The organism is Sphingobacterium sp. GW821-FHT03E03 (assembly GCF_059420745.1).
In genome coordinates, this window is record NZ_JBWKUH010000007.1 from 37,018 (window position 1) to 63,709 (window position 26,692).

24 protein-coding genes are annotated in these 26,692 nt (G+C 41.2%); 11 read left to right on the forward strand and 13 right to left on the reverse strand.

All coding sequences use genetic code 11. From position 1 onward, the window contains the following. Nucleotides 1–16 precede the first annotated feature (16 nt). The gene (locus AC07UV_RS10575) at nt 17–709 is read right to left on the reverse strand and encodes an HAD family hydrolase (RefSeq protein ID WP_495183681.1); all 693 of its coding nucleotides are present in this window, start codon (nt 707–709) and stop codon (nt 17–19) included. A 202-nt stretch (nt 710–911) separates the two neighbouring features. On the opposite strand from AC07UV_RS10575, the gene AC07UV_RS10580 reads away from it, so the two are divergent. The 5 genes from AC07UV_RS10580 to AC07UV_RS10600 all read left to right on the forward strand — a co-directional run bounded on the left by AC07UV_RS10580 (nt 912) and on the right by AC07UV_RS10600 (nt 6,488). Next, complete coding sequence (locus AC07UV_RS10580; protein WP_495183682.1) at nt 912–1,475, forward strand: Crp/Fnr family transcriptional regulator; 564 nt, start codon at nt 912–914, stop codon at nt 1,473–1,475. A 93-nt stretch (nt 1,476–1,568) separates the two neighbouring features. Continuing rightward, entirely contained in the window at nt 1,569–3,077 is a 1,509-nt protein-coding gene (locus AC07UV_RS10585) for a sensor histidine kinase (RefSeq protein ID WP_495183683.1), read from the forward strand. A gap of 73 nt (nt 3,078–3,150) precedes the next feature. After that, complete coding sequence (locus AC07UV_RS10590) at nt 3,151–4,650, forward strand: TlpA family protein disulfide reductase (RefSeq protein ID WP_495183684.1); 1,500 nt, start codon at nt 3,151–3,153, stop codon at nt 4,648–4,650. A gap of 5 nt (nt 4,651–4,655) precedes the next feature. Further along, nucleotides 4,656–5,330 (forward strand): LytR/AlgR family response regulator transcription factor, encoded by a 675-nt coding sequence (locus AC07UV_RS10595; RefSeq protein ID WP_495183685.1) that lies wholly within the window; start codon nt 4,656–4,658, stop codon nt 5,328–5,330. 18 nt (nt 5,331–5,348) lie between these two features. Further along, a complete protein-coding gene (locus AC07UV_RS10600) occupies nt 5,349–6,488 on the forward strand; it encodes a serine hydrolase domain-containing protein (protein ID WP_495183686.1) in 1,140 nt (379 codons plus the stop codon). A 74-nt stretch (nt 6,489–6,562) separates the two neighbouring features. Here the strand turns inward: AC07UV_RS10600 and AC07UV_RS10605 are convergent, their stop codons facing one another. The 3 genes from AC07UV_RS10605 to AC07UV_RS10615 form a co-directional block, all read right to left on the reverse strand. After that, nucleotides 6,563–8,503, reverse strand: coding sequence for an oleate hydratase (locus AC07UV_RS10605; protein ID WP_495183687.1), 1,941 nt, complete (start codon nt 8,501–8,503; stop codon nt 6,563–6,565). Between the two features lie 96 nt (nt 8,504–8,599). Then, nucleotides 8,600–9,496 (reverse strand): AraC family transcriptional regulator, encoded by an 897-nt coding sequence (locus AC07UV_RS10610; RefSeq protein ID WP_495183688.1) that lies wholly within the window; start codon nt 9,494–9,496, stop codon nt 8,600–8,602. A 53-nt stretch (nt 9,497–9,549) separates the two neighbouring features. Continuing rightward, nucleotides 9,550–10,041, reverse strand: a complete 492-nt coding sequence (locus AC07UV_RS10615; protein ID WP_495183689.1) for a GNAT family N-acetyltransferase — start codon at nt 10,039–10,041, stop codon at nt 9,550–9,552. Between the two features lie 179 nt (nt 10,042–10,220). On the opposite strand from AC07UV_RS10615, the gene AC07UV_RS10620 reads away from it, so the two are divergent. Beyond that, nucleotides 10,221–10,703, forward strand: a complete 483-nt coding sequence (locus tag AC07UV_RS10620) for a VOC family protein (RefSeq protein WP_495183690.1) — start codon at nt 10,221–10,223, stop codon at nt 10,701–10,703. 82 nt (nt 10,704–10,785) lie between these two features. Here AC07UV_RS10620 and AC07UV_RS10625 read toward each other — a convergent pair whose 3' ends face one another. From AC07UV_RS10625 to AC07UV_RS10640, 4 genes are all read right to left on the reverse strand, one after another. Further along, complete coding sequence (locus tag AC07UV_RS10625; RefSeq protein WP_495183691.1) at nt 10,786–11,148, reverse strand: DUF4180 domain-containing protein; 363 nt, start codon at nt 11,146–11,148, stop codon at nt 10,786–10,788. A gap of 51 nt (nt 11,149–11,199) precedes the next feature. Beyond that, entirely contained in the window at nt 11,200–12,123 is a 924-nt protein-coding gene (locus AC07UV_RS10630) for a Dyp-type peroxidase (protein WP_495183692.1), read from the reverse strand. 58 nt (nt 12,124–12,181) lie between these two features. Next, nucleotides 12,182–12,967, reverse strand: a complete 786-nt coding sequence (locus AC07UV_RS10635) for a class I SAM-dependent methyltransferase (RefSeq protein WP_495183693.1) — start codon at nt 12,965–12,967, stop codon at nt 12,182–12,184. Between the two features lie 168 nt (nt 12,968–13,135). Further along, nucleotides 13,136–13,693, reverse strand: coding sequence for a YdcF family protein (locus AC07UV_RS10640; protein ID WP_495183694.1), 558 nt, complete (start codon nt 13,691–13,693; stop codon nt 13,136–13,138). A gap of 254 nt (nt 13,694–13,947) precedes the next feature. Here AC07UV_RS10640 and AC07UV_RS10645 point away from each other — a divergent pair, with 254 nt between their 5' ends. Next, the gene (locus tag AC07UV_RS10645) at nt 13,948–14,985 is read left to right on the forward strand and encodes a linear amide C-N hydrolase (RefSeq protein WP_495183695.1); all 1,038 of its coding nucleotides are present in this window, start codon (nt 13,948–13,950) and stop codon (nt 14,983–14,985) included. A 147-nt stretch (nt 14,986–15,132) separates the two neighbouring features. Here the strand turns inward: AC07UV_RS10645 and AC07UV_RS10650 are convergent, their stop codons facing one another. Genes AC07UV_RS10650 through AC07UV_RS10660 form a run of 3 tightly spaced genes read right to left on the reverse strand, consistent with a single transcriptional unit; the run spans nt 15,133 to nt 20,916 of the window. Next, complete coding sequence (locus AC07UV_RS10650) at nt 15,133–16,230, reverse strand: efflux RND transporter periplasmic adaptor subunit (protein WP_282256092.1); 1,098 nt, start codon at nt 16,228–16,230, stop codon at nt 15,133–15,135. Continuing rightward, nucleotides 16,227–19,517, reverse strand: coding sequence for an efflux RND transporter permease subunit (locus AC07UV_RS10655; protein ID WP_495183696.1), 3,291 nt, complete (start codon nt 19,515–19,517; stop codon nt 16,227–16,229). Before AC07UV_RS10655 ends, AC07UV_RS10650 begins: the two co-directional genes overlap by 4 nt. Before the next feature lie 10 nt (nt 19,518–19,527). Next, the gene (locus AC07UV_RS10660; RefSeq protein WP_495183697.1) at nt 19,528–20,916 is read right to left on the reverse strand and encodes a TolC family protein; all 1,389 of its coding nucleotides are present in this window, start codon (nt 20,914–20,916) and stop codon (nt 19,528–19,530) included. Between the two features lie 171 nt (nt 20,917–21,087). Between AC07UV_RS10660 and AC07UV_RS10665 the strand changes: the two genes are divergently transcribed. Together AC07UV_RS10665 and AC07UV_RS10670 are read left to right on the forward strand one after the other, a co-directional pair. After that, entirely contained in the window at nt 21,088–22,098 is a 1,011-nt protein-coding gene (locus tag AC07UV_RS10665; protein ID WP_495183698.1) for a sensor histidine kinase, read from the forward strand. 2 nt (nt 22,099–22,100) lie between these two features. Then, nucleotides 22,101–22,796 (forward strand): LytR/AlgR family response regulator transcription factor, encoded by a 696-nt coding sequence (locus AC07UV_RS10670; RefSeq protein ID WP_282256087.1) that lies wholly within the window; start codon nt 22,101–22,103, stop codon nt 22,794–22,796. A 2-nt stretch (nt 22,797–22,798) separates the two neighbouring features. Here the strand turns inward: AC07UV_RS10670 and AC07UV_RS10675 are convergent, their stop codons facing one another. Further along, nucleotides 22,799–23,269, reverse strand: coding sequence for an OsmC family protein (locus AC07UV_RS10675; RefSeq protein WP_495183699.1), 471 nt, complete (start codon nt 23,267–23,269; stop codon nt 22,799–22,801). 359 nt (nt 23,270–23,628) lie between these two features. Between AC07UV_RS10675 and lpdA the strand changes: the two genes are divergently transcribed. Together lpdA and AC07UV_RS10685 are read left to right on the forward strand one after the other, a co-directional pair. Continuing rightward, nucleotides 23,629–25,032, forward strand: a complete 1,404-nt coding sequence (lpdA, locus tag AC07UV_RS10680; protein WP_495183700.1) for a dihydrolipoyl dehydrogenase — start codon at nt 23,629–23,631, stop codon at nt 25,030–25,032. 121 nt (nt 25,033–25,153) lie between these two features. Continuing rightward, nucleotides 25,154–25,723, forward strand: a complete 570-nt coding sequence (locus tag AC07UV_RS10685) for a Crp/Fnr family transcriptional regulator (protein ID WP_282256084.1) — start codon at nt 25,154–25,156, stop codon at nt 25,721–25,723. A 7-nt stretch (nt 25,724–25,730) separates the two neighbouring features. Here the strand turns inward: AC07UV_RS10685 and AC07UV_RS10690 are convergent, their stop codons facing one another. Continuing rightward, entirely contained in the window at nt 25,731–26,627 is an 897-nt protein-coding gene (locus AC07UV_RS10690) for a LysR family transcriptional regulator (protein WP_495183701.1), read from the reverse strand. Nucleotides 26,628–26,692 lie beyond the last annotated feature (65 nt).

The following is a 26,692-nucleotide window of genomic DNA, read 5'->3' on the forward strand; positions in this document are numbered from 1 at the left end:
TGCTGTTCAAATGTCTTTAGCCCAAATGCGTCAGGATCTCATCGACTCGTTGAAGGGCAATAAAGCGTTCGTGTTCTAAATTAACTTCATGCTGTTCATGTGTCCAAGTCACATGATAGGGGATATGAACACCAAAACCACCAAGCTCGAGTACTGGCAGGATATCGGATTTGAGGGAATTGCCCAACATCATAAAGCGATCAGGTGTGCAATCCAGATGCTTGAGCAATTTACGATAGTCTTTTTCTTTTTTATCGCTCATGATTTCGATGTGGTGAAAATAGTCTTCCAACCCGGAATTTTTTAATTTCCGTTCCTGATCCAAGAGGTCACCCTTGGTTGCAACGACCAGTCTGTAATTTCCCTTTAGCTGTGTCAGCGTTTCGGTCACCCCCGGTAGCAATTCAATGGGCTTCTGCAAGAGCTCATGTCCGATCGCTATAATTTGATTAATGATCTCAACGTGCAGCGTGTTTTCCGAAATTCGATTGGCGGTCTCAATCATACACAACATAAAACCTTTGATCCCATAACCATATAGGTGCAGATTCTTCATCTCGGTAGCGAAGAGCTCCTGCGAGACGGTATGTTGTGGAAGGTAGTTTTCTAAAAGCAGGCAAAATTGTCTTTCTGCTTCCTGAAAATAGGATTCATTGGCCCAGAGGGTATCGTCGGCATCAAAAGCGATGGTTGTTATCTTACTTTTCATTTGTATCATTAGTTGTTCATTAATTGTTTTCAATGGTCTTCATGAGCTCGCTCCGCTCAGTTATTCATGTTTAACAATATCCGCTCGTATAGAAGACTCGTCTTGAATAAATCATGCTGTTTTTAAATCTACTTTTGTATTTTTATAAAGCTAATTTCTCAAAAGGAAATCATTATTAAAAGGACATTTGTCCCGGATCTTTATGTTAAGAACAAATCACTCATTTTTGGATCGGACAACAACACTTTACGCGCAGCAATCGCGTCAGGATGATATCGTGCTGAGAAAGTATACCAAGGGGCAAAACTTATATGATCAGGGTACAGCATCCACCAAGGTCATGGTTATCAGTGAAGGAATAATCAAGTGTTATTTTACCGAGGCCAATGACAAGGAGTATATCGTGGAATTTCTTTCGGTCGGGGAAATCGTTGGGGAGATCGAAAGCATTCGTCATATTTCCAGTCTATGTAGCATACAGGCCATGACCGATGTGATGGTCTATGCATTTTCCAAAGCGTATTTTAGGGAGCTATTGGAAAGGGACATTACCTGGAGCAATTTGTTGCTGGATGTGATGGCACAACGTATTGTGCATACTTCGAGCCGGGCATCTTACCAGCAGTTATACAGTCTGGAGCATAGTTTACACCGTTTATTGGAAATCCAATCCCAACAGGATATTGCGATAAAGAAAGAAGATATGGCTGCTTACCTCGGTATTTCGGTCAGGAGCCTCAATCGGGAGCTTAAAAAATTGCTATAATAATTACCCATCCCATTTTTTAGGGCATTCGTCACATTTTTTCTATTTATCTTTTCATTTCTATTAGCATTGTATCATCAAAACCAATCGTAGATGAAACTAAAAGATTTTCGAAAAGTAGAATTCTGGTTAGCAACGCTGCTTTTTATTATATTCAGCTATAATCTTGTATCAGACACCAATCAAAGGAATGATGGTGGTATCCATGAACAATTCATTGCCGTAGGCATAAGTTATTCCTATTTCTTTAACTTTTTTGTACCCAAGTTCCTTTATATTTTAGCGGTCTATCTAAGTTTTTTGGCGCTGAATTTTATCCTGATTCCCGCCATTATCAATAAGAAAGGGGAAGCATTACATTATTCTCTGATCGTTCTGCTGATCGCTGTCGTTAGCCTTGTTCTAGGTATTTCTAAGACGTACAGCCATACCTATGAGTTGTTGGCCTATAAGACAGTTCAACAGGGCTATAATCGTCTATTTTTTGATGCATTTAATAGGACGGCATTGATGGTCATCCTTATTTCGGTTTATACCTGTGGCAAATATTTTATTGCCTATCTGCTCAAAAATATGGAGGGAAATACCGCTGTGCAAAGACAGATGAAGGTGGATCTGGCTTTCGGGATAGGATTTTGGTTTGTGGGATTATTTTTATGGATTACATCCAGATCGAATTTTCAATTTGCGATCCTCTGGACCATGGTGGTGCTCTCTGCGGTTGGTATCGTGATTTATTCGCTTTACTACCTATTGCCTGAACTGTACAGGCAACAAAAGAAATTTAGCCGCTATTTTTGGAACATCTTTGTCATTAGTTTGGTCCTCATGTTACCCTTATGTATTTTGGCGCTGTTCTTCTTCAATAGGACTGCCGAAGTCATTTTTATTGTAGCCTTGTTTCATTTACCTACACAGCTATTGGTCAGTATTCCACTTTCATGGTTTTTGTATAGAAAACGTGTTTTACAAAATGTTGAGTTGACCTCACTACGTACCGAACTGGGTAAATCAGATGCTAATCTCAACTTCTTAAAGTCACAGATCAATCCACATTTTCTGTTTAATGCATTAAATACATTATATGGTACCGCTCTGCAGGAAAAAGCCGAAAGAACAGGGGCGGGGATCCAACGGCTGGGGGACATGATGCGGTTTATGCTTCATGAGAACACACAAGATAAGATTTCGCTGATTCGAGAGGTCGAATACCTAAATAATTATATCGCATTGCAAACTCTTCGAACCTCATCGTCTGCCGATATTAAAATCGAAACGTTGATTGAAGAGCAGTTTGAAAATTACCAAATTACCCCGATGTTGCTAATTCCTTTTGTTGAGAATGCGTTCAAACATGGTATTAGTTTACAGAAGCCCTCGTATATCAAAATTTCTTTACAGGTCAGGGGGAATGTGCTATTCTTTGATGTCAGTAACAGTATTAATCTCAAAAATGTGAATGACCCGGAAAAGTTAAAAAGTGGCGTTGGACTTGATAATGTACGGAAACGCCTATTGCTGTTGTATAAGGATAGACATGATCTGATCATTCGTGAAAATGCACAGGAATTTTTTGTCCACTTGACCTTACATATTGACTAGGAAAATTGTCATTATTTTCGATCTTTTGTTAACCTTTTATAAGTCTTCGTTCAACGGAGCATTTTAAAATCCAATGAAAAAGCTTTTTATTTTATCACTTATCGTCTTGTGTTACTCGACTATACAGGCTCAGTTTAAGCTGTATGGCCAAATCCAAAACTATCAATCAGGTAAAAGTCTGAATGTCAATATACCGCTTGTATTTGGTTTTCGTAGTGAAAACTCGCAAATCATATCCATTGCTGACGATGGCTCATTTCAGTATACCTTTCCGATTTCGGAACAAAAGTCGGCAACAATTCAGTATAATAAAGTGATATTTCAAACGCTATTGCTGAATCCGGGAAAGGATTTGGAACTGATCTTGACAGATAGTACCATTCGTTTTATTGGTGGTACTGCTAGAGCCGAGAATGAACTTATACAACAGATTAATCCGGATCCAATACCCTTTTTTATGAAAGCTCCAGCCCTTGCTGATTTTGCTAAACTCTCCTTTTCCCAGTTACAAGAAAACTTATTGGAACGTTATTTTTCGGATAGCAATCAGATGAACACATTGATTGACGGTTCACGATTGTCTCCTGAACAAAAGCAGTTTATCCGAATGGAGTTTAATGCACAGAAATACAATCAGCTCAATGATTTTGTGCGCGAGTGTGATTTGCCCACATCCACAGCGGATAGTTTGATTCTACATATTTTTGATCATGCTGACCTGAGCCTTCGTGCCTCAACTGGGGGACCATCCTATTATACCTTCGTGGATAACTATGTGCGGTATCTCGAAAAAAAGGCTTTTGCCAAAATAAAAGCGGAGAAAATACCATCCGGTAAATCGATACCTTATTTTGGAATAAGTTTGGATAGCGCCAATAGGTTGATGGATATTTATAGCAAGGATTATTGGCGGCTTATCGGTGTGGCGAACAATTTTCCGTCAAATATTGCTGCGGAGTATGATTATCAGCAATTGGTCAACCTATATCAGGATAAAGATTTGAAGCATTTGGAAGCGTTGGCGACGGCTCATTTTAGCCGCTTTCCTACAGCCAAACATAATTCAACCATTCAGAGCTATATTACCGAATTGAAGTCGGCGTTGGTAGAAAATAAGCAAAACAAGAATATTCAGATTTTTGCGGATTACGAGCGTGTAAACTCAATTGATGAGGTGATTGCAACATTGAAGGGGAAGGTCGTGTATCTTGATGTGTGGGGGACCTGGTGCGGCCCCTGTAAGGCAGAGTTAAGATATACACCGGAACTGAAGAAAAAATATGCGGATAAAGATATCGCCTTTGTTTACCTGGATATGGATGCAGATAATAAAGATCAAGACTGGAAAGATTTTATACGGATCAATAATTTGACAGGAATCCATTTGCGTAAAAATAGGGAACAGATGGATCCCTTTTGGAAGGAGCTGCTACGAAATGCCAAGGACAAAGCGGAATATTACCCACAATATTTTATATTTGATAAAACAGGAAAATTGGTCGTTGAAAAAGCGCTTCGACCAAGTAATGGACAGCAGCTTTACGAGCAGCTTGATAAGATTTTAAACCAATAATTTGTATGATAGCCATTGCGATAGATGATGAGCCGTTGGCGTTGGAGGTCATTAGCCATCACACGTCAAAAGTTCCCTTTATTGAATTAAGAGAAACATTCACAGATGCTTTTATGGCGATCAGTTATTTACAGCGGCAGCATGTTGATCTAATTTTCCTGGATATTAAGATGCCTGATATTTCAGGTATCGAATTTCTGAAAAGCCTGAGTACGGTTCCCATGATTATTTTTACAACCGCTTATTCCGAACATGCTTTGCAGAGCTTTGAACTTGATGCAATTGATTATCTGTTAAAACCTTTTTCTATGGCTCGATTTTTAAAGGCCTGTAACAAAACACATGAATTGTACCATCTGAGATCCACAAAGGCTGAAACCAACAAGGACTATTTTTTTGTAAAAGATGGCTATGAGCATGTAAAGGTCGAATTTGAAGATATACACTATATTGAAGCTTCTGGCAACTATACACAAATACACCTATCGAATAAACTGATTAGCTCAAGGATCACCATCAGTGAGCTCAGCGAATTGCTGCCAAAGTCTGATTTTGTGCGTTGCCACAGAGCGTTTATTGTTGCAAAGAGCAAGATGACAAAGTTTGATCGTGCCCAGATCTGGGTAGCTGACAGAATAATACCTATTGGTACCACCTATACAGATCTTAAATTGTATTAATACACAAAAATAAAAGCAATGCAGCACTATAACATCATGTACCTAAAACTCATTTTACTTTTTATGTGTGTAGCAAGCTATACGATGGGACAAAATATGGAGAAATCTTTATTAGATAAAACGCTTTCCAACTATTATCCGAATGGAAATGAACCTGGGATAGTTGTTGCAATTAGTCAGCATGGACAGATTCGTTATCAATATGCAGTCGGAATAGCGGATCTAAAAACGAAACAAAAGATCACGGAAAAGACCCATTTTCGGATGGCCTCCGTCAGTAAACAGGTGACGGCACAGGCTATTTGCAGTCTGTTTGCTCAGGGAAACCTAAAACCAACGGATCAATTGGGACTTTTCTTTGACGATTTGCCCTTGGCTTTGCAGGGTATTACCGTTGCTCAATTACTTCAGCACCGTTCGGGAATAATGGATTATGAGGCATTGATACCGAGTGATCGAACAGCGCAGGTTTCGGATAAGGATGTGCTGGATTATATCCGGCAGACTGATACTGTTTATTTTCCATCGGGGAGTCAATTCAGGTACAGCAATACGGGCTATTGCCTGTTGGCTTTGATTGTGGAAAAGGTGGCAAAGGAGTCTTTTGCGGCATTTGTGAAAAAGCATTTGTTTCTGCCGAATGGTATCCGCGATGGAATCGTTTACACTGTAGATTCGGCTATCCCCAATCGGGCTTTCGGTTATCATCCTAAGGAGGATACCTTTGTTTTTGCCGATCAGAGTTTGACCAGTGCGACTCAAGGCGATGGTGGTGTTTATCTATCGGCTTTGGAGTATCATCAAAGGGCTAATTTTTTGCTTCATAAGCGTTTTCCCGAAGTCCTTATACAGGATTTTCTGGAAACAGAGAGCCTTCCGGTAAAAGATGGTGTTTCCTACAACTTAGGCTGGTTTATCTATCCTTTGGAGCGAAATAGGCTTTTCTTCCATTCGGGAGAATCAACGGGTTTCCATAATATTGTGTATTTAGATCAGCAGAAAGACCTTGTTATCACTATATTTAGCAATCGTGATGATCTCCAGATTGCGGATGCATTTGACGCGCTGCTTGGTGTACTTAAACTGCCTAAGCCCATGAATCCAAGTGCCCAAAACAAATCTGTTTTCGGCTGGCTAAATGCGGTATATGCGAATTAGCATGTCTGCTGATTGAAAATAAAATCGCCTATGTTTTTGGAAAAGACATAGGCGATTTGGCGTTTGGATTAGAATTAACCCTTAATTCCTTTTAACCAATCTCTGAATTTACCGAACTGCTCGGCCAAAAATGATTCATGATCTTCACTTTCTTCATCTCCTCCGGGAAGAATATGTTCAAAATAGGATCCCTTCAGAATTTTACGCAATAGTCCTTCGCCTATGAACGGCTTATCATCATTGAGCGTCCGTGCGGCCTTCAACAAATGACGGATATCATATTGTAAAGGATTGATATCAGGTACTTGCTTGTTGAGATTCAAGAGTTCGTACACAGCTATACGTGCCGTTCTGACGGAGCTTTCCATGGTAAATACCACATCGTTGTTGGTTTCGACGAACTGTCCAACGAGACCTAGATTTTTACATCCGTTTGGAACTACTCTTGGGCGATCGCCTTTAGCACGAGGCATAAACATCGAGGTGATATAGGGCATAAATGTCGTGCGGACGATCGTATTTTTGATGACATCATCCAATTGATCAATGATTCCCAGATGATGACATAGTTCGGCCAAAATTTCATCTCCGGTACATTCAGGCATAGTCTTTTTAATATAATTTCCTTGTTTGTCCATAAATAGGGCATAAACCCAAAGTACAAGGACATCGTCGGGCTGGCCGGGGAAGTGTGGCTGTCTGTTACAGGTAAAGCTCATCAACCAGTTGGAGTCTGTAATTGTGATAATACCGCCGGTGACTGTTTTTCCTGAATAGGGGTCATTGACCGAATAGCCCTTTAATTTTTCAATCAAAGCCGAGGGTTTACAGGTCAGGGTAGCAGATTCCCAGGCTGACTTTTCAATGTTGCTGCAGAATTTTTCTGGCTTACCGAAAATAGCTGACTTGGCGGCCAGATTTTTCCAGAGTTTCCAGCCGGCACTCTGTCCACTGGTACTGTTGTCTATACCGATGATCGGTGCTTTGGTATTATCACCATAGAAGGTATCTTCGGTCATTGAGCCGGTCGTGACAATCACAAAGTCATTTGGACCAAGTGGAATGCGTACTTCCTTGCCATCTTGTTCGGTAATGATGCCTTCAACGGTTTTTCCTTCAGTATTGCTCTGTATGTCAAGATCTTTGACCAGCACATTGAACTGGATCTTAACACCTTTATCTTGTAACACCTTGCGTAATGGGGTGACAAAGGTATCGTATTGATTGTATTTAGGAAATACAAGGGACGAAAGGTCGTTTAATCCATCAATTGCATGAAGGAAGCGATGCATGTACAGCTTTAATTCCAATAAACTATGCCAGTTTTCAAAGGCGAACATGGTGCGCCAAAAGGTCCAAAAATTACTGCTTAGGAAAGATTCGCTGAAATAATCTTCAATCGTCAGGTCATCCAATTCTTCTTTCTTTTTCAACAGGAGTTTGATGATTGCAAGTTGATCTTTTTTGGCCAACCCAAATTTGCTAAAATCTTTGATTTCACCAAGATTGTGGATAAGCCGTGCTTTTGAATAGTTGGAATCGTTGTCGTTGATCAATCTATATTCGTCAAGCACACTGTAAGGAGCTGGCATTTCCAATGCTGGAATATCCTGAAACATATCCCATAGATTTTCATAAGTCATGTCCATTTCACGTCCACCACGGATGACATAACCATCTTTCGCATTACCGGCACCATCCAAGGATCCGCCTTCGATATGTAACTGCTCCAGGAAGGTGATATTTTCTGCGGGGACATGTCCATCACGAATGAAATAGTATGCTGCGGACATACCCGCAATCCCGCTACCGACAATATAGATTTTGCTGTCTTTGTAGGATTTGTTCGGTATACCTTTATTGCGTTGGTAATTTCCTATCTGATCTGAAAAAGGCATGGCCTTTTTGGGCGTATTGCGTTGTTGTTCTGTGCTTGAATCCGGTTCATGATTTACATTTCCATATTCAGCAGATGCATTTAATACTTTGTCGAATTTTGAGGTGATTTCTTTCATGATTCTTATTGTTTTTAATTCTTGAGTAAAGTTAGCTATACTCCTTAGATCATTTATGCCCTCAAATTCGCTATTGTTCTACCGAATTTCCTTTTTTTACATATTTTGTCTTTTTCGATATTCAGAAGGCGATAACATGGAGTACTTTTTGAAAAAACGGCCAAATGCAGAGATCGAATTGAAGCCTATAGTGTAGGCAATGTCGGAAATGGTCTTCTCAGGATTTCCGAGTAGGGCATAGGCCTCTTTGAGCAAATTTTCGTCTATGATTTCATGTGGCGTCTTTCCAGATGCCTTCTTAACAATACTAATCAGGTATTTGTTTGAAATAAATAACCGATCGGCGTAATATTTTACATCTTTGGATTGGCTGCAATGTTGCTGTACCAGATCCGTAAACTTAAAGTAGAGGCTATTGGCCTCCTGAATTGTTTCAACTGCATGTTGGTCCTCCACGGCCAGCACATCGGCTATTTCTAGCAGCATGTTAAAGATAATGGTGCGAATAATGTCGGGGGTAAAACGTGTCGCCCTGAGGGTCACCTCTCTTAAATATTCAAGGAGCCTTAATAATTTTCCGGCGAGTTTTTCCGCCTCGGGTATAATTGCGAATGTCGCGTTGTTGAATAGTCCCAGTTTTTCTATAAAAAATGGGTTGGCAATGTTTTTAAGTAGAAACAACTTGTCAAAGAAAAGTAGTTTCATTCTGAAATCCTTGCTGACCGCTGTAAATTTGATGATGGTGGAAGGAGCTGAAACAAGTAAGCTATCCTGTGATAGTGTATGTTCTTGATTATCAATTTCTACTGTAATCGTTCCAGCCGTGCAAATGCAAATGGCATAAAAATCAATTCGGAATGAATTTCTGGGGTATTCGAAAAGGGGATTTCCTGATGAGATGTAATAAGGTCGATTGCAATCTACACCAAAGAAAGATAAAGTGTCTTGTAGGCTGTCGTGTGTATTTGGATTGATCTTGATACTAAATTTCATAGGTGGCATTGTCATGTGCAATTGACCTTTTTCTTTCGGTTGGATAAAATAGGTTATGTGCGCTTTAAAATAAGTTTCTCTGTCGCTAGCTCATCCTCTATACCAACAAAGTAGCTTTGGAACCCAAACTTTGTCAGTAATTGTCTGGAGGCAGCATTATCTGGGTCAATGATGCCGATCACATCCTTATTGGCGTCGATGCTTTTGGCCATCGCCAGCAGAGATTCACAGATTTTGGTACCGAGACCTTTACGCCAAAACTCTTTTTTAAGCAAATAACCGATTTCGAAGACGGTTGGATCTTTTTTATAGTTGACTAATTTGCAGTCGCCCAAAAATAATTGGCTCTCGGAATCTATCACCTTAAAATAACCCAATAATGGATCTGTATTGATTTCGAGAATTGAAGCGAATTTTTTCTCGGCCTGCTCGGCTGTTAATCCCTCACCCGAAATATATTTCATAATATCATCGTCTTTGGTAAGGTCTCGAAAAAGAACGAAATCTTCGGCAGTGTATTTTTTTAATTCTAGTGTGTTGTACATGGCTAATGTGTCTTCTACACAAGATAAGGTTGTTTTTCTATTAAATCAAAAGTTGTGCTCCAAATAATCATTTTTCTGTCTTATTTCTGATTTTGCCAATTGGGAGATCGGAATTTAACTTACATTGTCATGAAGGAATAAATACATCGGTTCATGCCAACAAAAGTTTGGAATGCTGTATGGAAACTGGATTACATTTAACTATTGAAACAATGAAGATAGCAGGATTATATGAAACGCATATCCAGGTACGTAATCTGGAGGAGTCTGTCAATTTTTATACGAAGGTACTTGGCCTGCGGATCGCACACCGTGATCCCAATCGACCTATCGTCTTTCTATGGGTCGGTACAGGTAAGGAGTATATGCTGGGACTCTGGCAGGAGGAAGCAAATTTTCAGCCACGGCATTTTGCTTTTAGAACCAGTAAAGAAGATATCCTGAATTACGCTGTAGACTATCTCAGGGAAAGGGATTTACAGCCTTACAATTTTTTGAAAGATGGTGTAGAAAAACCAATGGTATTTGCCTGGATGCCGGCACTGGCCATTTATTTTAACGATCCAGATGGAAATCAATTGGAATTTATTGCCCTATTGGAAGACGAGGGGAGGCCAGAATTGGGGGTAATGTCTTACGAGAATTGGTTGCAGCTTTCATAAAAAATAAGCGGCTATTTTATTAGTCGCTTATTTTTTATGAAATGAGTTTGACAGGCAGCCTTGAATGGATCGAGCTGCACCGTTAACCCTTTGATAGTCTAGTAATGGCTTCGTCCCGCGTAGCAACAAAGTTGATCTTACGGCCTTTATTACTTTCGTAGATAAAATCATTCAAACTTTTACTATTATAAATGGAAAAGTCACCAACAATAGCAACGTCAAAATCGTACTGCGTATATTTTTGAAGAATATCCCCAGCTAACTTAGTTTTGAGTTCAAAAAAATCAGCCGAAATATTTTCTTGATATAAGATTGCTTTGTATGCTTCCTGTACACTACAATCTACCATGATCTGTAAACCATCATCGAGATTGTTGATGAGGATATCAGTGTCTTTTACTTCAGCGATATTTTTATCGTTTACTTGGATAACGTCGATTTGCATAGTTGTAATATATTGAGTAGTAATGATTGTCTTTAAGCCTTAAAGATTGCCTTATCCGGCAAAATCTTTCAGCATATCAATAGATGGGCAGAAATATAATGTGCCACTCTGGGCTGTACTAAAGTCCAGAATACGGTCGTAATTACCTTCAGGCTCACCGATAAACATTCGCTTTAGCATTTGTGTCACAGTACTAAATCTACTGGCATAAGCAATAAAATAGGTGCCCATTTGATTATTGGCGATATTACCAAAAGGCATATTGTCCCTGACGATTTTGAGATCATCGCCTACATTGGCTAAGGCCGAATGCGAATTTGTAGGTTTTACCTCATCCGCCATTTCAATATCATTGGTTTTACTTCGGCCAATAACTTTTTCCTGTTCGGATACCGGTAAGGCTCGCCAGCTGTTCATGTCATGAATGTATTTTTGAACAAAAAGATAGCTGCCCCCTTTATAGGCTTGATCTTCATCTCCAATAATACCAAAGAAAGCACGGTCTTCACCTGTCGGGTTTTCGGTGCCGTCGACAAAACCTAGAATGCTTCTTCTATCCCAATAACGAAAACCGTGGATTTCTTCCTTGCAATCAGCAACTGCTGCCAGTACATCGGAAATTTCGGCTGCCATGTCAATACAATAGCTTTGTTCTTCAGCTCGGATATGAAAATGGAGATCACCTGGGGTAGCAACAGCGACATGTTTTTGACCTACGATAGGCTCAAAAGGAATCAATTCTTTTGGTAATGGTTCCTGTAGTGCTAATTTTTTCCAGGCATGATAACTGATCCCCATGACGATACTCGCTTTTATACCAGTAGAACGTACCTGAGCCGAATTATTCAGATTGACGACCAGGGCACAGATCCGTTCAAACACCGGTTTCAGCTCTTTATTTTCCTGAAAATTCCATACCATGAAAACGGTATTGTTGCTGGGTGAATCGATAACATTCTGCGCTTGATTGTTCATAAAATATTGTGTTGATTGGACATTGACAATAATACTAAGCTACAAATAAAATTGTAATCTATGCTTTTCCTCTCACCTCATTCATTTTTAAGGTCATCGATAGCGCTTCTGTTTCGATCCAGTTGCTGTAATCTTCGATGGCTTTTAAACGCAGTTCATCTGTAATATATCCTTCTATTACCATTTGTTGCGACTGGGCAACTTTGATCCAGATTCCAAGATTGGTCTGAAAATGATCATCGCCCTTGGTATAGGTCTGATCGGCGTTGATCGTCTCAATGGCTGTAAATCCCTGTTGTTGGAGTAAAGCGGCGATTTCATCTGCGACACGGTTGTTCATGCCCGCATCGGCACGCCATTTCAGAAAAGTATGATAAAACTCCTGCATACTGGTCGGTGGTGCTGGGTTCCATTCAATTGCGGTATGGTTATAATCCAGGATCGAAAGCTGTCCTCCGGGTTTCAACCAGGATTTGAACCGTTTTAAGGCCGCAGGAATATCACTCAACCATTGCACTGTTCTTGCAGTCATAATCAGGTCAAACTGATGTGGTGGCTCATAACTGAAAATATTATCACAGACCAGACTAAGATTGGCGCTGTCACCGTACTGTTGATTCCCTATATCTATAAAAGATTGGGTGTTGTCCAAACCGATCACTGTTCCGTCCGCGATAAGTGATGCGGCTTCATTTGTCAGTGTTCCGGTACCACAGCCGACATCGAGGATAGCCAAACCGGGTTTTAACAAGGAGAGAATAGTCCGATAGTCATTTGCTAATGTTCGTCTCTCAAATATTTTATTTGCCTGTTGGTCTTTTCTATCAATAAATTTCTCTTTCATTTGATTGGTTTAGTGTGCCGTAAATATAATTTGCTTTGACGATAAAACAAACTTCTTTTTGATTGAATGATTCGTGGATGGTTATCAGCTTGGAGATACGCTCAAATATAAGGTACAATAAATTATAAGGTACCATAAATGGATTTACGCAGCTCTTTTTTATCTGCGTTATAAGGCCTCTTTGTAGTAGGCAACAAACTCCCGGAAGATTGAATAGCCATCACGCCATTCAAAATAAATGGGACTTGCACTTTCGATATTGACAAATCCCTTTTTTCGAAAGAGCGCTTTTGTTCGTGTCTGATGGAAATATTGGGAGATGGAAATGGCACTTTCGTAGTGCAGACTGTCCATAATATGGATACTGTTGACCACTGTTTTTTCGGTATCATTACCATAGTTGTCAACAATAATTTTTTGTGATGGAATATGGTTCTGCATCAGATAGTCTTTCATTTTGTCACCCTCCCAAAAACCTTCCTTTCCCAATCCTCCACTGACAAGAATCATCTGAATTCGGTGTGCCCTGTATAGCTGGATACTTTTGTTTAATCGTTCCTGCAGTCTCTCCGAGGGACTACCGTTGGGATTGATTTTATTACCGAGGACAATACCGATAGCCGCTTTGGTCTTTTTGTCACGCAGCCCATCGATACAAATCAATGTACTTTGGATCAGAAATACGATAAGCCCAAGTTTTATCCCTGATTTAAAGATCTTCAACATGTCCTTTGGCAATTGATTTTTTAGTTAAATGATTCACTGTCGTTGTAGTGACATATTTTGAAAATAAGAAAAAATAAGGTTAAAAACTAAAAGGCTTAGGCTACAAAAAAATGATCTGCGGCTGGAAAACAGGATCTTTCAGCGGATAAGATGTTAATTGTTTAGGGATATTGCTTTTAATGTTGCTTTTTTTATTAATAGTTTTGTTTAAACAAAATCATTAAGTATTTGTTAATATGTCAAACAACTATTTTATGAAGTATCTTTTTTCAATTATTTTAATTGTGTTCCTCCTGCATGGAGAGACGAATGCCTGCACCCGAGTGGTCTATAAGGGACCCGGTCAAACCGTTATAACAGCACGTAGCATGGACTGGAAGGATGACATTGCTGCGAATATTTGGGTATTTCCGCGAGGTATGCAAAGAAGTGGAGAAGTGGGGCCGCAGTCGCTGACCTGGACATCACAATATGGAAGTGTGATTTCTAGCGCATGGGATATTGCGACCGTGGATGGACTGAATGAAAAGGGACTGGTCGCCAATGTACTTTGGCTGGTCGAGTCTACTTATCCTAAATTTGATCCTGCCGGAACAAAAAAGGGGGTAGCGATCTCGGCTTGGGCACAATATGTACTTGACAATTTTGCGACGGTGGCTGAGGCGGTGAAGGTGTTGCAGGACGAGCCTTTTGTAATTGTGAGTGACTATATTCCGGGAACCGAAAAATTTACAACCGTACACCTATCCCTTTCGGATGCAACGGGTGACAATGCCATCTTTGAATATATCAATGGAAAATTGGTTATTCACCATAATGCAGCATATACGGTGATGACAAATTCACCCGTATTTGAGGAACAGCTGGCTTTAAACAGATACTGGCAAGGAATCCCGGGGACAATTATGCTTCCGGGTACCAATCGGGCTGCAGATCGTTTTGTGCGTGCTTCGTATTATATCAATGCTATCCCACAAACGGAGGATACACGAACCGCTGTCGCAAGTGTATTTAGTGTCATTCGTAATTGCTCTGTCCCATTTGGTATCAGCTCGGAAACTGAACCTAATATTTCCTCTACCCGATGGCGGTCAGTCGCAGACCAAAAGAATAAAGTTTATTATTTTGAGAATGTGTTGACTCCGGGAACTTTATGGGTGGATCTTACTAAATTTGATTTGAAAAAGGGCTCCCCTGCAATGAAACTGGATTTAAAACAGGGCGTAGCAATTAATGGCATCTCAAATGGACTATTTAAATCTGCCAACGCCTTTAAATTTATGGGTATATAGTCGTTTAAAAATAATAAAAGCCAATGGGGTGTCCGATATTTTTGGACACCCCATTGGTTTTTAATTCATTTGTATTCCCCAGAGCCTCTTTTCAACGGTCAGTTCTCATGGGCTTCGCTTTTTATTTTTAGGACAGCTGCCTTGCTTTTATTTAACAGTGGTGCCATCCGCGATCTCTTCATCGGCTTTACTCACAAGCCGCATGGTAGGATTAAGATTGCCAAATATTTCTACCTGTCCATCAATGCTACGTCCTTTTTGTACCGGAACACGACTTGTTTTATTGTCTACAACGGCGATGACAAAACTTCCCTCACCTGAGGTAAAGACTGCTGTTTTGGGGACAACAAAGGTGCTATCCTGAGAAGTCAGGGGCAGCTCGACCTCAGCAACCATACCCGGGATGAGTTTGTTGTTGGTATTGGTAATGTCGATTTCAACTCTTTCAGATCTGAATCTGCTATCCAGCGCCCCGGATTTGCGTGCGATCTTACCTGAAAACTGTTGACCCGGCAATGACTTTACGGTAAACTGCAGCGGTTGATCTGCTGCCAGGAAGCCTGCGTATTGTTCGGGTACGGCAACAGCCAAGCGGAGCTTGCTCTGTTGCTGGATGGTCATGATAGGCATCTCCGAACCTCTGCCCGCTGGTCCGACATAGGCACCCTGATTGACATTACGTGTAGCGATAACGCCATCAAATGGTGCGCGTATTTCGAGGTAGTTCAGTAGGTTCTGTACCTCCGCATAGGCTGATTTTGCTGCCTGAAATTGGGCGAAATCAGCATTCTTTTTTGCTTCAGCGACTTCGAGATCCAGACGTGCTACGGTACCCTCAACTTTACTGGTTTCGAATAGTCTATCGTAGGTACTTTTGGTGGCCATGTAAATCGCTTCCTGCGACTTTAATCTTGATTTTGCGGCTGACAACTGTGAACTCAATTCTGGTGCCTCAAGTACAGCTAACAGCTGTCCGGCCTGAACCCGACTGCCAATGTCAACTTTTAATGCCCGTACATAGCTGCTCACTTTGGCATAAATTTCTACCTGTTGAAATCCACTGATCTCGCCGGGTATCTGCATTTTGTTTGTTAGTTTCTGTTTAGACGGCGCAAATGTTTCCATTACTGGACTTGCCGTTACCGCTGCCACTTTTTTGCTGTTTTCCTCAGCTGCGGACTGACATCCGGTTAAGTAGGCGAGTAGGCCTACTGCGGATAATATTTTTAGGAGATTGTGTTTCATGATAAAGGTTTTAATGCTGCGATATAATGTTTACTTTCTTCGTCTTCTGGATCTAAGGAGATCGATTGGGTGCTACTTTTCTCTTGTGCCCAAGCAAATATCAACGGTAAAATCACCAGTACGGCAAAAGTGGAGAAGAGTAAGCCTCCGATAACGGCACGTCCCAATGGTGATACTTGTTCACCACCTTCACCATGACCAATGGCCATTGGTAACATCCCGACAATCATGGCCAAACTGGTCATAATAATTGGACGTAGACGCAGGGAAGCTGCTTCACGTGCTGCTGCCAATGCATTTTGATTGTGCTTGCGAATATGCTCTGCATTGGTGATCAATAGTACCGCATTGGCGATGGATACACCCACAGACATAATAATACCCATATAGGATTGCATGTTGAGTGTTGAACCGGTCATTAAGAGCATCAGTAAGGATCCAAGGACAACTGCTGGTACGGTGGTGAGAACAACCAAGGATACTTTGAACGACTGAAAGTTGGCCGAAAGCATCAGAAATATCACAATAATTGCTACCGCCAGACCTGCCTGTAGGCTATCCATAGTTTCATTTAATACTTTTCCCAACCCGATTTGCTCCACCGAAAGACCGCGTGGAAGTTCGCCCAAAGCTTTAATACTACGTTGTACATCATTGGAGGCTGTTTTCAGATCCGTATGGTCGATATTGGCGGTGACAGAAATGTAGGGCATGGCACCTAGGTTGTCGTTCTCGCCATAAGTATAAGATGGCGTAATGGTTGCAATATCGCTCAGTATTGGCCTTGACGAATTTTTTAACAATGGAATTTCTCCAATCTCTTTCTCGTCTTTCATTTTATCAATGGGAACCTGTACTTGCACATTGTAGGATAGCCCCGCTTTTTCATCAATCCAGGTATTTTTCTCAGTATAACGGGAGGACGATGTTGCTGCGATCAATGATCGGGTTACTTCTGCAAGGTCAATACCTAGCTGAGCGGCACGTACCCGGTCAATATTGATGTCATAGGACGGGTATTTGATGGATTGCGCTAGCTGCACATCCCTGAAATAGGGAATAGCTTTCAGTTCTTCGATTAATTTGCCTGCATATTTCTCATTATTTTTTTTGTTCTTGCCGGCAATTCGCACCTCGATCGGTGTTGGTGAACCTTGGCTCAAGACTTTATCAGTGAGTTCGATGGGTTCAAAGGAAACTTGCACATCTGGAAGAGCGGCCTTGAGTCGCTTTCTGTATTCATCGCGGAAGCTGTCCATATCGTGCTCGTAATCTTTAAGGGCTATTTGAAAAACTGCCTCATGAGGCCCAGCCATAAATAGATAGATCGGTGATACAGAGAACTGCCCGGGGTGCTGGCCAATGTACACGGAGGAGATCCCTATATGTTCTTTTCCAACGAGTTTTTCAAGTTCGGCCAACGCGCGTTTGGCTTTCTCTTCGGTACGTTCGATACGGGTTCCTTCAACCGCACGCAGACGCATCTGAAATTGGCTCGAATTGACCTTTGGAAATACGTCCTGTCCAATCGTATTGAGCAAAACGAGTACAAGGCTTATGGCACCAACTAGGTAGACGACGGTGATAATTTTCTTCTGCTTGAACAATCTGTCGATCATTTTCATAAACTGATTTCTAAAGCGTTCAAATAGGCTGATCTTGCCATCGTTGTTAAAATCTTCCCGTTCAACAAGAAGTTTCTTTTGATTCAGGGTATCTTGTTCGGATTCAACGGATAGACCCGTTTCGGCAAATTTTACTTCATCTGCATTCAGTCCTTTTGGATTTATTTTATGTGGACCGGTTTTGTGATGATCTTTCATAAGCCAGTTGGCCATGATCGGTACAAAAGTCTGTGAAAGCAGGAAGGAGATAATCATGGAGAATCCAATGGACAGGGCCAAGGGTAAGAATAGGGATCCCGGAATACCTGTCATCGTAAATGCCGGCGCAAATACGGCAAGGATACACAATAAAATCAACAGTTTTGGTAGGGCAATTTCCTTACAGGCATCCCAGATTGCCAATGCTTTGGGTTTGCCCATATCCAGGTGTTGGTGTATATTCTCTATCGTGACTGTACTCTCGTCAACGAGGATGCCGATTGCCAGTGCCAATCCACTCAGTGACATTAGATTGATCGTCTGTCCAAATAGTTTCAGGAAGAGCACGCCCGAAATAACAGAGATTGGGATTGTTAAAATAACGATTAAAGCTGCTCTACGGTCGCCCAAAAATAATAAGACCATCAGACCGGTGAGTATTGCTCCGATAGCGCCTTCGGTAATCAAACTTTTGACGGAGTTGATGACATAAACGGATTGGTCAAACTCATAGGATAGTTTTACATCCTCGGGAAGGGTATTCTGTATTTTTGGAAGTGCGGCCTTCAAATTTTGTACGACTTCCCAAGTGGAGGCATCACCGGCTTTGGCAATGCTGACGTAGACCGATCGTTTACCATTGACGAGTGCATAACCTGCCGTGACATCGGCACCATCTTTTACAGTAGCTATATCACCCAGATAGAGATTTTGTACTCCGCCTTTAAAAAGCGGGATTTTCTCAAAATCTTTCACATCGCGAATGGTGTTGTTGGTGGGTGTAATATAGTTTTTATCTTTTATACGGACATTTCCGGCAGGTGCGGTTTGATTGTTGAGTTTTAACGCTTCGACGACCTGATCAGGGGTCATGTTGTGACTGCGCATCAAATCGGGATCAACATTGACTTCGATTGTACGTGGGCTACCTCCAAATGGTGGCGGGGAAAGTAATCCCGGTATGGAGGTAAAAGAAGCCCGTACATAGACATTGGCTAGATCCTGCAGTTCGTTGTTGGAACGTTTATCACTGCTGAGTACAAGCTGCCCTACAGGGAGTGAAGATGCGTCAAACCGGATAATAAAGGGCGGTTGTGATCCAGGAGGAAAGGAGGCCTGGATACGATTAGCCAATGCACTCAATTCGGCTGCAGCCTGCGCCATGTTGGTATCTTCGTAGTAGGAGATCTTCATTAAGGTCAGCCCCTGGATGTTTTTGGTCTCAATGGATTTGACCCCGTTGGCAAAAAGCAGGATATTGACGTAGTTTTTAGCAAAATAAGACTCCATCTGATCTGGAGAATAACCTCCAAAGGGGTGCGCAATATAAATAACAGGAAGGTTCATTTTGGGTAAAATGTCTACCTTGATGGTGCGTACTGCGCCTATTCCAAATACAATAAGTCCCATGACCAGTACAAGAATGGATATCGGCTTACGTAAGGCAAAACGTATTAAATTCATGCGGTGTTATTTATAGTTCTTTGTTGAAAATATCGAAATCTCCAGCTGCTGCTGCTTTCAGCAAAAGTGATTGCCACAGGTTGATATGGACGATTTCGCGATCTGTTTCGGCTCTATTAAGTGTATATAGGGTTTGGGTGACATCCACAAGTGCCGCTAGACCGTTTTTGTACATAGCCATCTTTTGATTGTAGGCCTGTTGGGCCGCTGATACTTGTCGGGGGGCTTCGATATCGCTCTGTTGTGCTAATCTGATCTTAACGTCGGCGGCATCCAACTGTGCAACAAACTCTGCTGCGGTGGTTTGATATTCCTCCCGTAAAGCATCGTTGGTATGCCGTTGTGCGCTGATTTTTTTGTTGATTCGGGCGATCGTGGTTAAATTCCAATTGATCCCTAAGCCCAAAAGATAGTTTTGTCGGTTGGGACGGATACCATCCCAGTAGTTTCTTGTAAAGGCATGGAGGTCTGTTGTGTAATCGCTTTTGAAGCCAGAACCTCTTGCCTGGAAAACACCGAAGGCCGATAAGGTGGGCAGATATTCCTTGTTTGACAGTCGCAGCTGTTGTTCACCAACTTCAATCCGGCTTTTGTAATATTGAAGCACGGGATTATTGTCCACCAGTGTTGGGTCGGTCGTCAGTAGCTGGGTGGGTGTTTTTGTTACCAGCGCAGTGTCAATCTGAAGGTCTGTTGCGTTGATCCCCATCAGTACCGTTAATTTGTTGTTTTGCTCCTTCACATTTTCTCCGGCCTGATTCAAACTGATCTTCGCGCGGGATACTTCTGCCGAGGCCAAGGTTGAATCGACACCGGGCAAAATCCCGTTCTTGGCTTTGGTGGCCGCGATGTTAAAGAATACCAGAGCGCGGTCAAGGTTCTTCTGTTGATTTTTTTGAAGACGCTGGCTCGCCAGAAGATTCAGATAGGCTGCGGCAATCTTGATCTTATGTTGAAATTGTTCTTGTTGGAGATCAATTTCCAATCGTCTGCTGTCCGCTTTACTCAATTCGATGCGCTCTTTCCTGCGACCAAAGGTGTAGATATCCCAATTGATGTTGGCAAGATAAAGCGCTCCAAAAGCGGAATTCCAATTTTGCTCCGGAAGTGCCGCACCCGAAGAAGCAACACCGAGTCCGCCAAATCCATACAGTGGACCATTCTGTCCATTGATGGTTCCATAGTCTTGTTGCGCTGCAACGGTCAAATTAGGCCAGAAGTCGCGTTTTACCTGTTCGTTGGTCTGTAGTGCTGACTGGACATAATACGCCTTTGCCTTAATAATTCCATAATTTGCAAGACCTTGGTCTACGGCATCACGGATGGTAAGCTTTTGTGCAAATGAGGTTGAGGTCGCAAGTGATACAGCCAATGACAACACTAAATTCAATTTCAGCATAGGTTATATATCATTTTATGGAAGCGAAGATAGTGCTGAACGTTGTTGTATAGTCCGTTTAAAATGATCTATGGCGTTTAAAAGTGATCAATGTAATTCGTCATTTATTTTTCGGTGGTTATAAACTTAATACTTTTACTTTGTAACAGATTTTTAACAAAATAAGGGAGTATGAGAAAGGTTCTGGAAAATAAGATCATACAGGAAACCATGTTGCTGGTTTTCTCGTTTATCCTCTTTACGCTGAATGACTGGATTCTGATTTTGAGTTGGAAAGGCTTCTTGATGGGGGTGATCTATTTTTTGATCTTATATATCCATGCGCAGGTGAACCGTTTTTTTCTGCTGCCTCTTCTGCTTAAAAAGAATAAAGCCACATTGTATGCTTTATCGTCGATAGCAATATTACTGGTGTTTGCTTTGGTGCTAAAAGAAATAACGGAAAACTTTATTTATAAGAACTGTTTTTTGTATAAAAGTATCGCTCAGAAAACATTTCATTATCAGGTCGGTGTATTATTGGGCTCGTTGATCTGTATTTTGGGCAGTATCCAATTTATTGAATTCTATCGTTTTCAGCGATTGAAAACGCGACGGGAACTGCTCTCCAATCAGACACAATTGTCTAATTTGAAAAAACAGCTGAACCCCCATTTTTTGTTTAATACCTTAAACACCATTTATGGTATCAGCCTTAAATTTCCGGAACGTACCTCTGAATTGATTATCAAGGTGTCACAATTGCTGCGTTATCAGATGGAAAGTAGCGACAAAGAATTTGTTTCAATGGATGATGAGATTGACTTTATTTCGAGTTATATCGAATTGGAACGCGAACGTCTGGGCTATCGAACCAAGATTGACTTTGATTATCAACGGGAAGAGGGAGTCAAGTACGAGATTGCGCCGATGCTATTGATCACATTTGTAGAGAATGCTTTTAAACATGGCACCTGTAGTATAGAAGATTGTTACGTAGCAATTTCGATCAGGATTGAAAAAGGGAACTTATATTTGCATGTACGAAATTCAGTTCCCGTGAAAAAACGGAATGTTTTTTCGGCAAAAATAGGTTTGGAAAATACGATAGCGCGATTAAAATTGCTCTATCCCAACCGCTATCAATTAAATACAAATGCAAGTAAAGAGGAGTTTGAGGTGTCTTTAGTTATAAATCTTTAGCCATGGAGAAAAATCGCTGTATTGTGGTTGACGACGAACCAGCTGCACATTATGTATTGGTAAATTATATAGAAAGAAGCGCTGATCTGAAATTGGTCGCGCAGTGCTATAATGCCTTTGAAGCACTGGAATATCTGCGCAATAATCGGGTTGACCTGATCTTTCTGGATATTGATATGCCCGAAATTACTGGAATGGAATTCTTGAAAATGTTGGACAATCCACCCAAAACGATCTTGACAACAGCCTATTCAGAGTACGCATTGGAAAGCTACGACTATGGGGTGGTGGACTATTTGTTGAAACCCATATCTTTTCCTCGTTTTATTAAAGCTGTACAGCGCTTTCTGTCTTTTAACCAGAGTACAATCCCACAGGAGGAGGAGCCAAAAACAATTAGTATCCGTATGGATGGGCGGTTGATTGAGGTGAAGCTTTCTCAAATCGATTTTATCCAGAGTTTTGGTAATTATGTAAAAATTGTGACACCGGCACAGACTTATCTTACTGCCAGTACAACCCAGCAGATCTTAACGCAGGTGCCTGCTTCCAAATTTGTCCGCATCCATAAATCGTATATTGCCTCCATCAACAAGGTTAGCAAATATGAACATGGCATGGTGCAGATCAATGATATGAGTCTGCCTGTTGGGATCACTTTCAGAAGAGAACTACAAGAACGCTTAGGGAACAGGTAAAATCATGCTTCAGCACTTACATGGGGTTGATGGAGCACCGGAAAATTCATTGAATTTGCAATAAAACAATATTCATTGGCTTTTTTGTGGAGGGCTATCGCTTTGGCGATCATTTCTGGTCGCTGTACACGGATTGAGGGGCTAAGTATGACCTCTTTAAAAAAGCCCTTGCCACTTTCCTCCTCCATCATTGTCCCTGTGGCATGGTCAATATACGATTCCACGATAATATTGTTGACCGAACAGAAATGAAGATACCATAGCATGTGGCAGGAGGATAGGGACGCAAGTAAGAGATCTTCGGGATTGTGCTTGTTGGGATCCCCGCGAAATGTCGGATCAGAAGAGCCCTGGATAATCACTTTGTCCTTTATGCTGATCTGGTGACTTCGTTCATAGTTTTTATAATGATCTGTACCACTTCCTAAATTGCCTGTCCATTCGACAGTCGCTTTATATTGATGTTCTTTCATCGACAAAATGATGTTTTTATTGCTTATTCCTTGTGAAGTTATAAAATATTAGAGACATTTCGTGCCATAAATTCCAATTGTCTATGGAGAGGTATCGGAGTTGCCAATCTGCTTATGTAGTGATCATGCTTTTCTTTTTTTTTGCTAATAATAAAATATACTTAATGGTATTTTATTGTGTATATTTGCATCATGTTATTCGATTTAAAATTTTTTAATTGTTTTAATTAAACTTTTATAGGCTTTTTTTGATAATTTATATACCGAATGGTATTATTGTTTAGTGTTGAATGTAGGTAGCTCAAAAAGGCAGGTATTAGCGTGATAAATAGGAATTAAGTATAAAAATAATTTGAGATATGGAACAATATGATCTAGTCATTATTGGCTCTGGACCCGGCGGATATGTTGCGGCGATTCGTGCTGCCCAATTGGGGTATAAAACGGTATTGGTCGAAAAATACAATACATTAGGTGGAACATGTACCAATGTTGGTTGTATTCCGACAAAGGCTATTTTGGACAGCACCCACCATTATCACGATGCTATGCATCATTTTGCGGCACATGGAATTACGGTCGATGGTTTGTCAGTAGACTTTGGACGGCTGTATGCGCGTAAAGACCAAGTGGTTATGCAAAATACGCAGGGACTCAACTTTCTTATGCGGAAAAATAAGATAACGGTGATGCAGGGTACAGCGTCTTTTGTGGATAATTCGACATTGAGCATTGTAAAGAAAGACAACGTTATCGAGCTTATTCAGGGCAATAAGATCATTATCGCCACAGGGTCGAAACCGGCTACTATTCCTGGAGTAGTGATTGATAAGGAAAGAATCATCACTTCAACAGAGGCTTTATCCCTAAAGACGCAGCCAAAAAACATGGTTATAATTGGTGGTGGTGTGATTGGCGTGGAAATGGCCTCTATATTCAATAGATTGGGCGTTCAAGTTACGATCATCGAATATGCGGATCATCTCCTGGCAAATATGGATCATGAACTAGGGGATGGGCTCAAAAGAATCCTATCAAAGGAAGGGATCAGCATAATGCTTCAACAGGCTGTTTATAAAGCAGAAAATTTGGGCGATAGCGCGCAGGTCTCGTTCAAAACTCGTTCTGGGCAGGAGCGGGAAATAACGGCAGACTATGTGTTGGTGGCTGTAGGTCGCAAAGCTTATACCGAAGGATTGGGGCTGGAAAATACGGATGTTCAATTGGATGCTAGGGGAACAATTGTGGTGAATAATCAGTTGCAGACCGCTGCCTCCAATATTTATGCGATCGGAGATGTGATCGGTGGGGCGATGTTGGCCCATAAAGCGGAGGAGGAGGCAATATTTGTTGTTGAACAGATCAATGGGCAAAAACCGTATATACATTATGATCGAATACCTGCTGTTGTATATACCTGGCCTGAAGTCGCATCTGTAGGTTTCAGCGAAGAGGAACTCAAGGCGAAGGGAATGAAATATACTGTTGGGAGCTTTCCATTTTCTGCCAATGCCCGTGCACGTGCGGGAATGGACACTCAGGGCTTTGTGAAAGTTTTGGCGGATCCGGTCTACGGTGAACTGCTGGGTGTACATGTGCTGGGAGCAAGGGCTGCAGATCTTATTGCGCAGGCAGTCGTAGGGCTGGAATATGAAATTACGGCAGACAGTATGGCCAGGATTTCTTATGCCCATCCGACGTATTCCGAAGTAATGAAGGAAGCACATGTCATAGCATCAGGACGACCATCGATCAATATCTAACTGTATTTGACTTGCAGAAGGTCATGTAGATGACTTTCTGCAAAAAATAAACAATTGATAGAAACTTTGGTTCGGGGTTTGGGATAAACTATATTTGTTAAATATCAATTCGTATTGTCGCATGGATCAACATATATTAGCGGAAAGCATCCTGAAACAGATTGATCTTACGATGGAGGAAATGGATCTTTTCTTTTCCTTTGTCAAATTAAAAAAGGTCAAGAAAAAACAGTTTTTGTTGTTGGAAGGGGATGTGAGCCGTTATGCGCTATTTGTCGTTTCGGGTTGTCTGCGCAGTTATTGTGTAGATGAAAATGGGTATCAATATATTCAGCAGTTTGCACCCGAAGGTTGGTGGATAGGAGATATGTATAGTCTAGTCACGGGTAAACCGGGATATCTTGCCGTTGATGCTGTATTTGATTCTGAAATTGCAATGATCGCAAAAACAGATCTCAATAGATTGTATACGGAGATCCCAAAATTGAATATCTATTTCAGGGTGTTGGCAGAAAACGCCTTGGTATATTACCAGAGCCGTGCCATGGAAAATCTGCGTTTGACTGCAAAGGAGCGTTATGAACGATTTTGCACACGCTATCCTAGCTTAATAGCCTGTCTTCCGCAAAAGCAAGTGGCCGCCTATATTGGCGTGACCCCAGAATTTTTAAGTAAGATGCTGAATCAGTAAGGGAAATCTACCATTTTTCCTGTAGCAATGTTTCCAATTTGCTGATTTCCTCTTGGTACATTGTTTTCTTGCGTGTGCCAAAATAAAGCGTATTCTCAACCGGAGATTGACCTTCCCACACCAGTTTTATTTTGCCGGAGGCAATAGCTTCTGCACATAAAAAATCAGGAACAATAGAAAAGCCTTTGTTATTGCTGAGACAGCGTATAATGGAACTGATATTGGGTACAATGTAATTGGGGCTGAAATCGGGATGTTCGCCAAAATGTGTTGACCAGAAATTCCTGAGGTGATCCATATCTGCGGCAGTGCTGTACCATAGCTGTTTTTTTAATAGCTCAGAAGCTTCTTTGATCTTATTGCCATGCAATAAAGCTTCCAATTCTGTTGTATCTGTTTGGCAACCTGCGATCAGCACGATACGCTCTTTCGAAAAGGGCTGATAGACTAAATTCTGCTGATTGCCTTTTTGCGGTGTAATAATGAGGTCGAGTAATCCATTGTCCAGATCCTGTTGCATCTGTGGATATTCGCCGAATTTAATAATGAGGTTAAAGGGAAGCTGGGCAATATGCTCCTCAAGAGTGTATTGAAAGGTTTCAAAACACATACCAACGCTGATGGTAATACGTTCATCCAGAGCTCGATTGTGAAAATGTTGTTCGCCTATTTCTAGCTTTTTAAGCGGATCAATAATATAATTATATAAAATTTTTCCTTTCTCTGTCGGTACCATCCGGCGTGCTGACCGATCGAATAGTTTGTGCCCTGTAAAGGCTTCCAAGGAGTTGAGATGTAGACTCACGCCAGGTTGCGAAATAAATAATTCCTGTGCGGCCGCTGACAGTGTGCCGGTCTCATAAATCGCCTTAAAAGTACGAAGCCATTCTAAGTTCCATTTCATATCTATTATTTTAATGATACAAATATACAATTTAAATTATTTGTGTGATTCATAAAAATGATAGA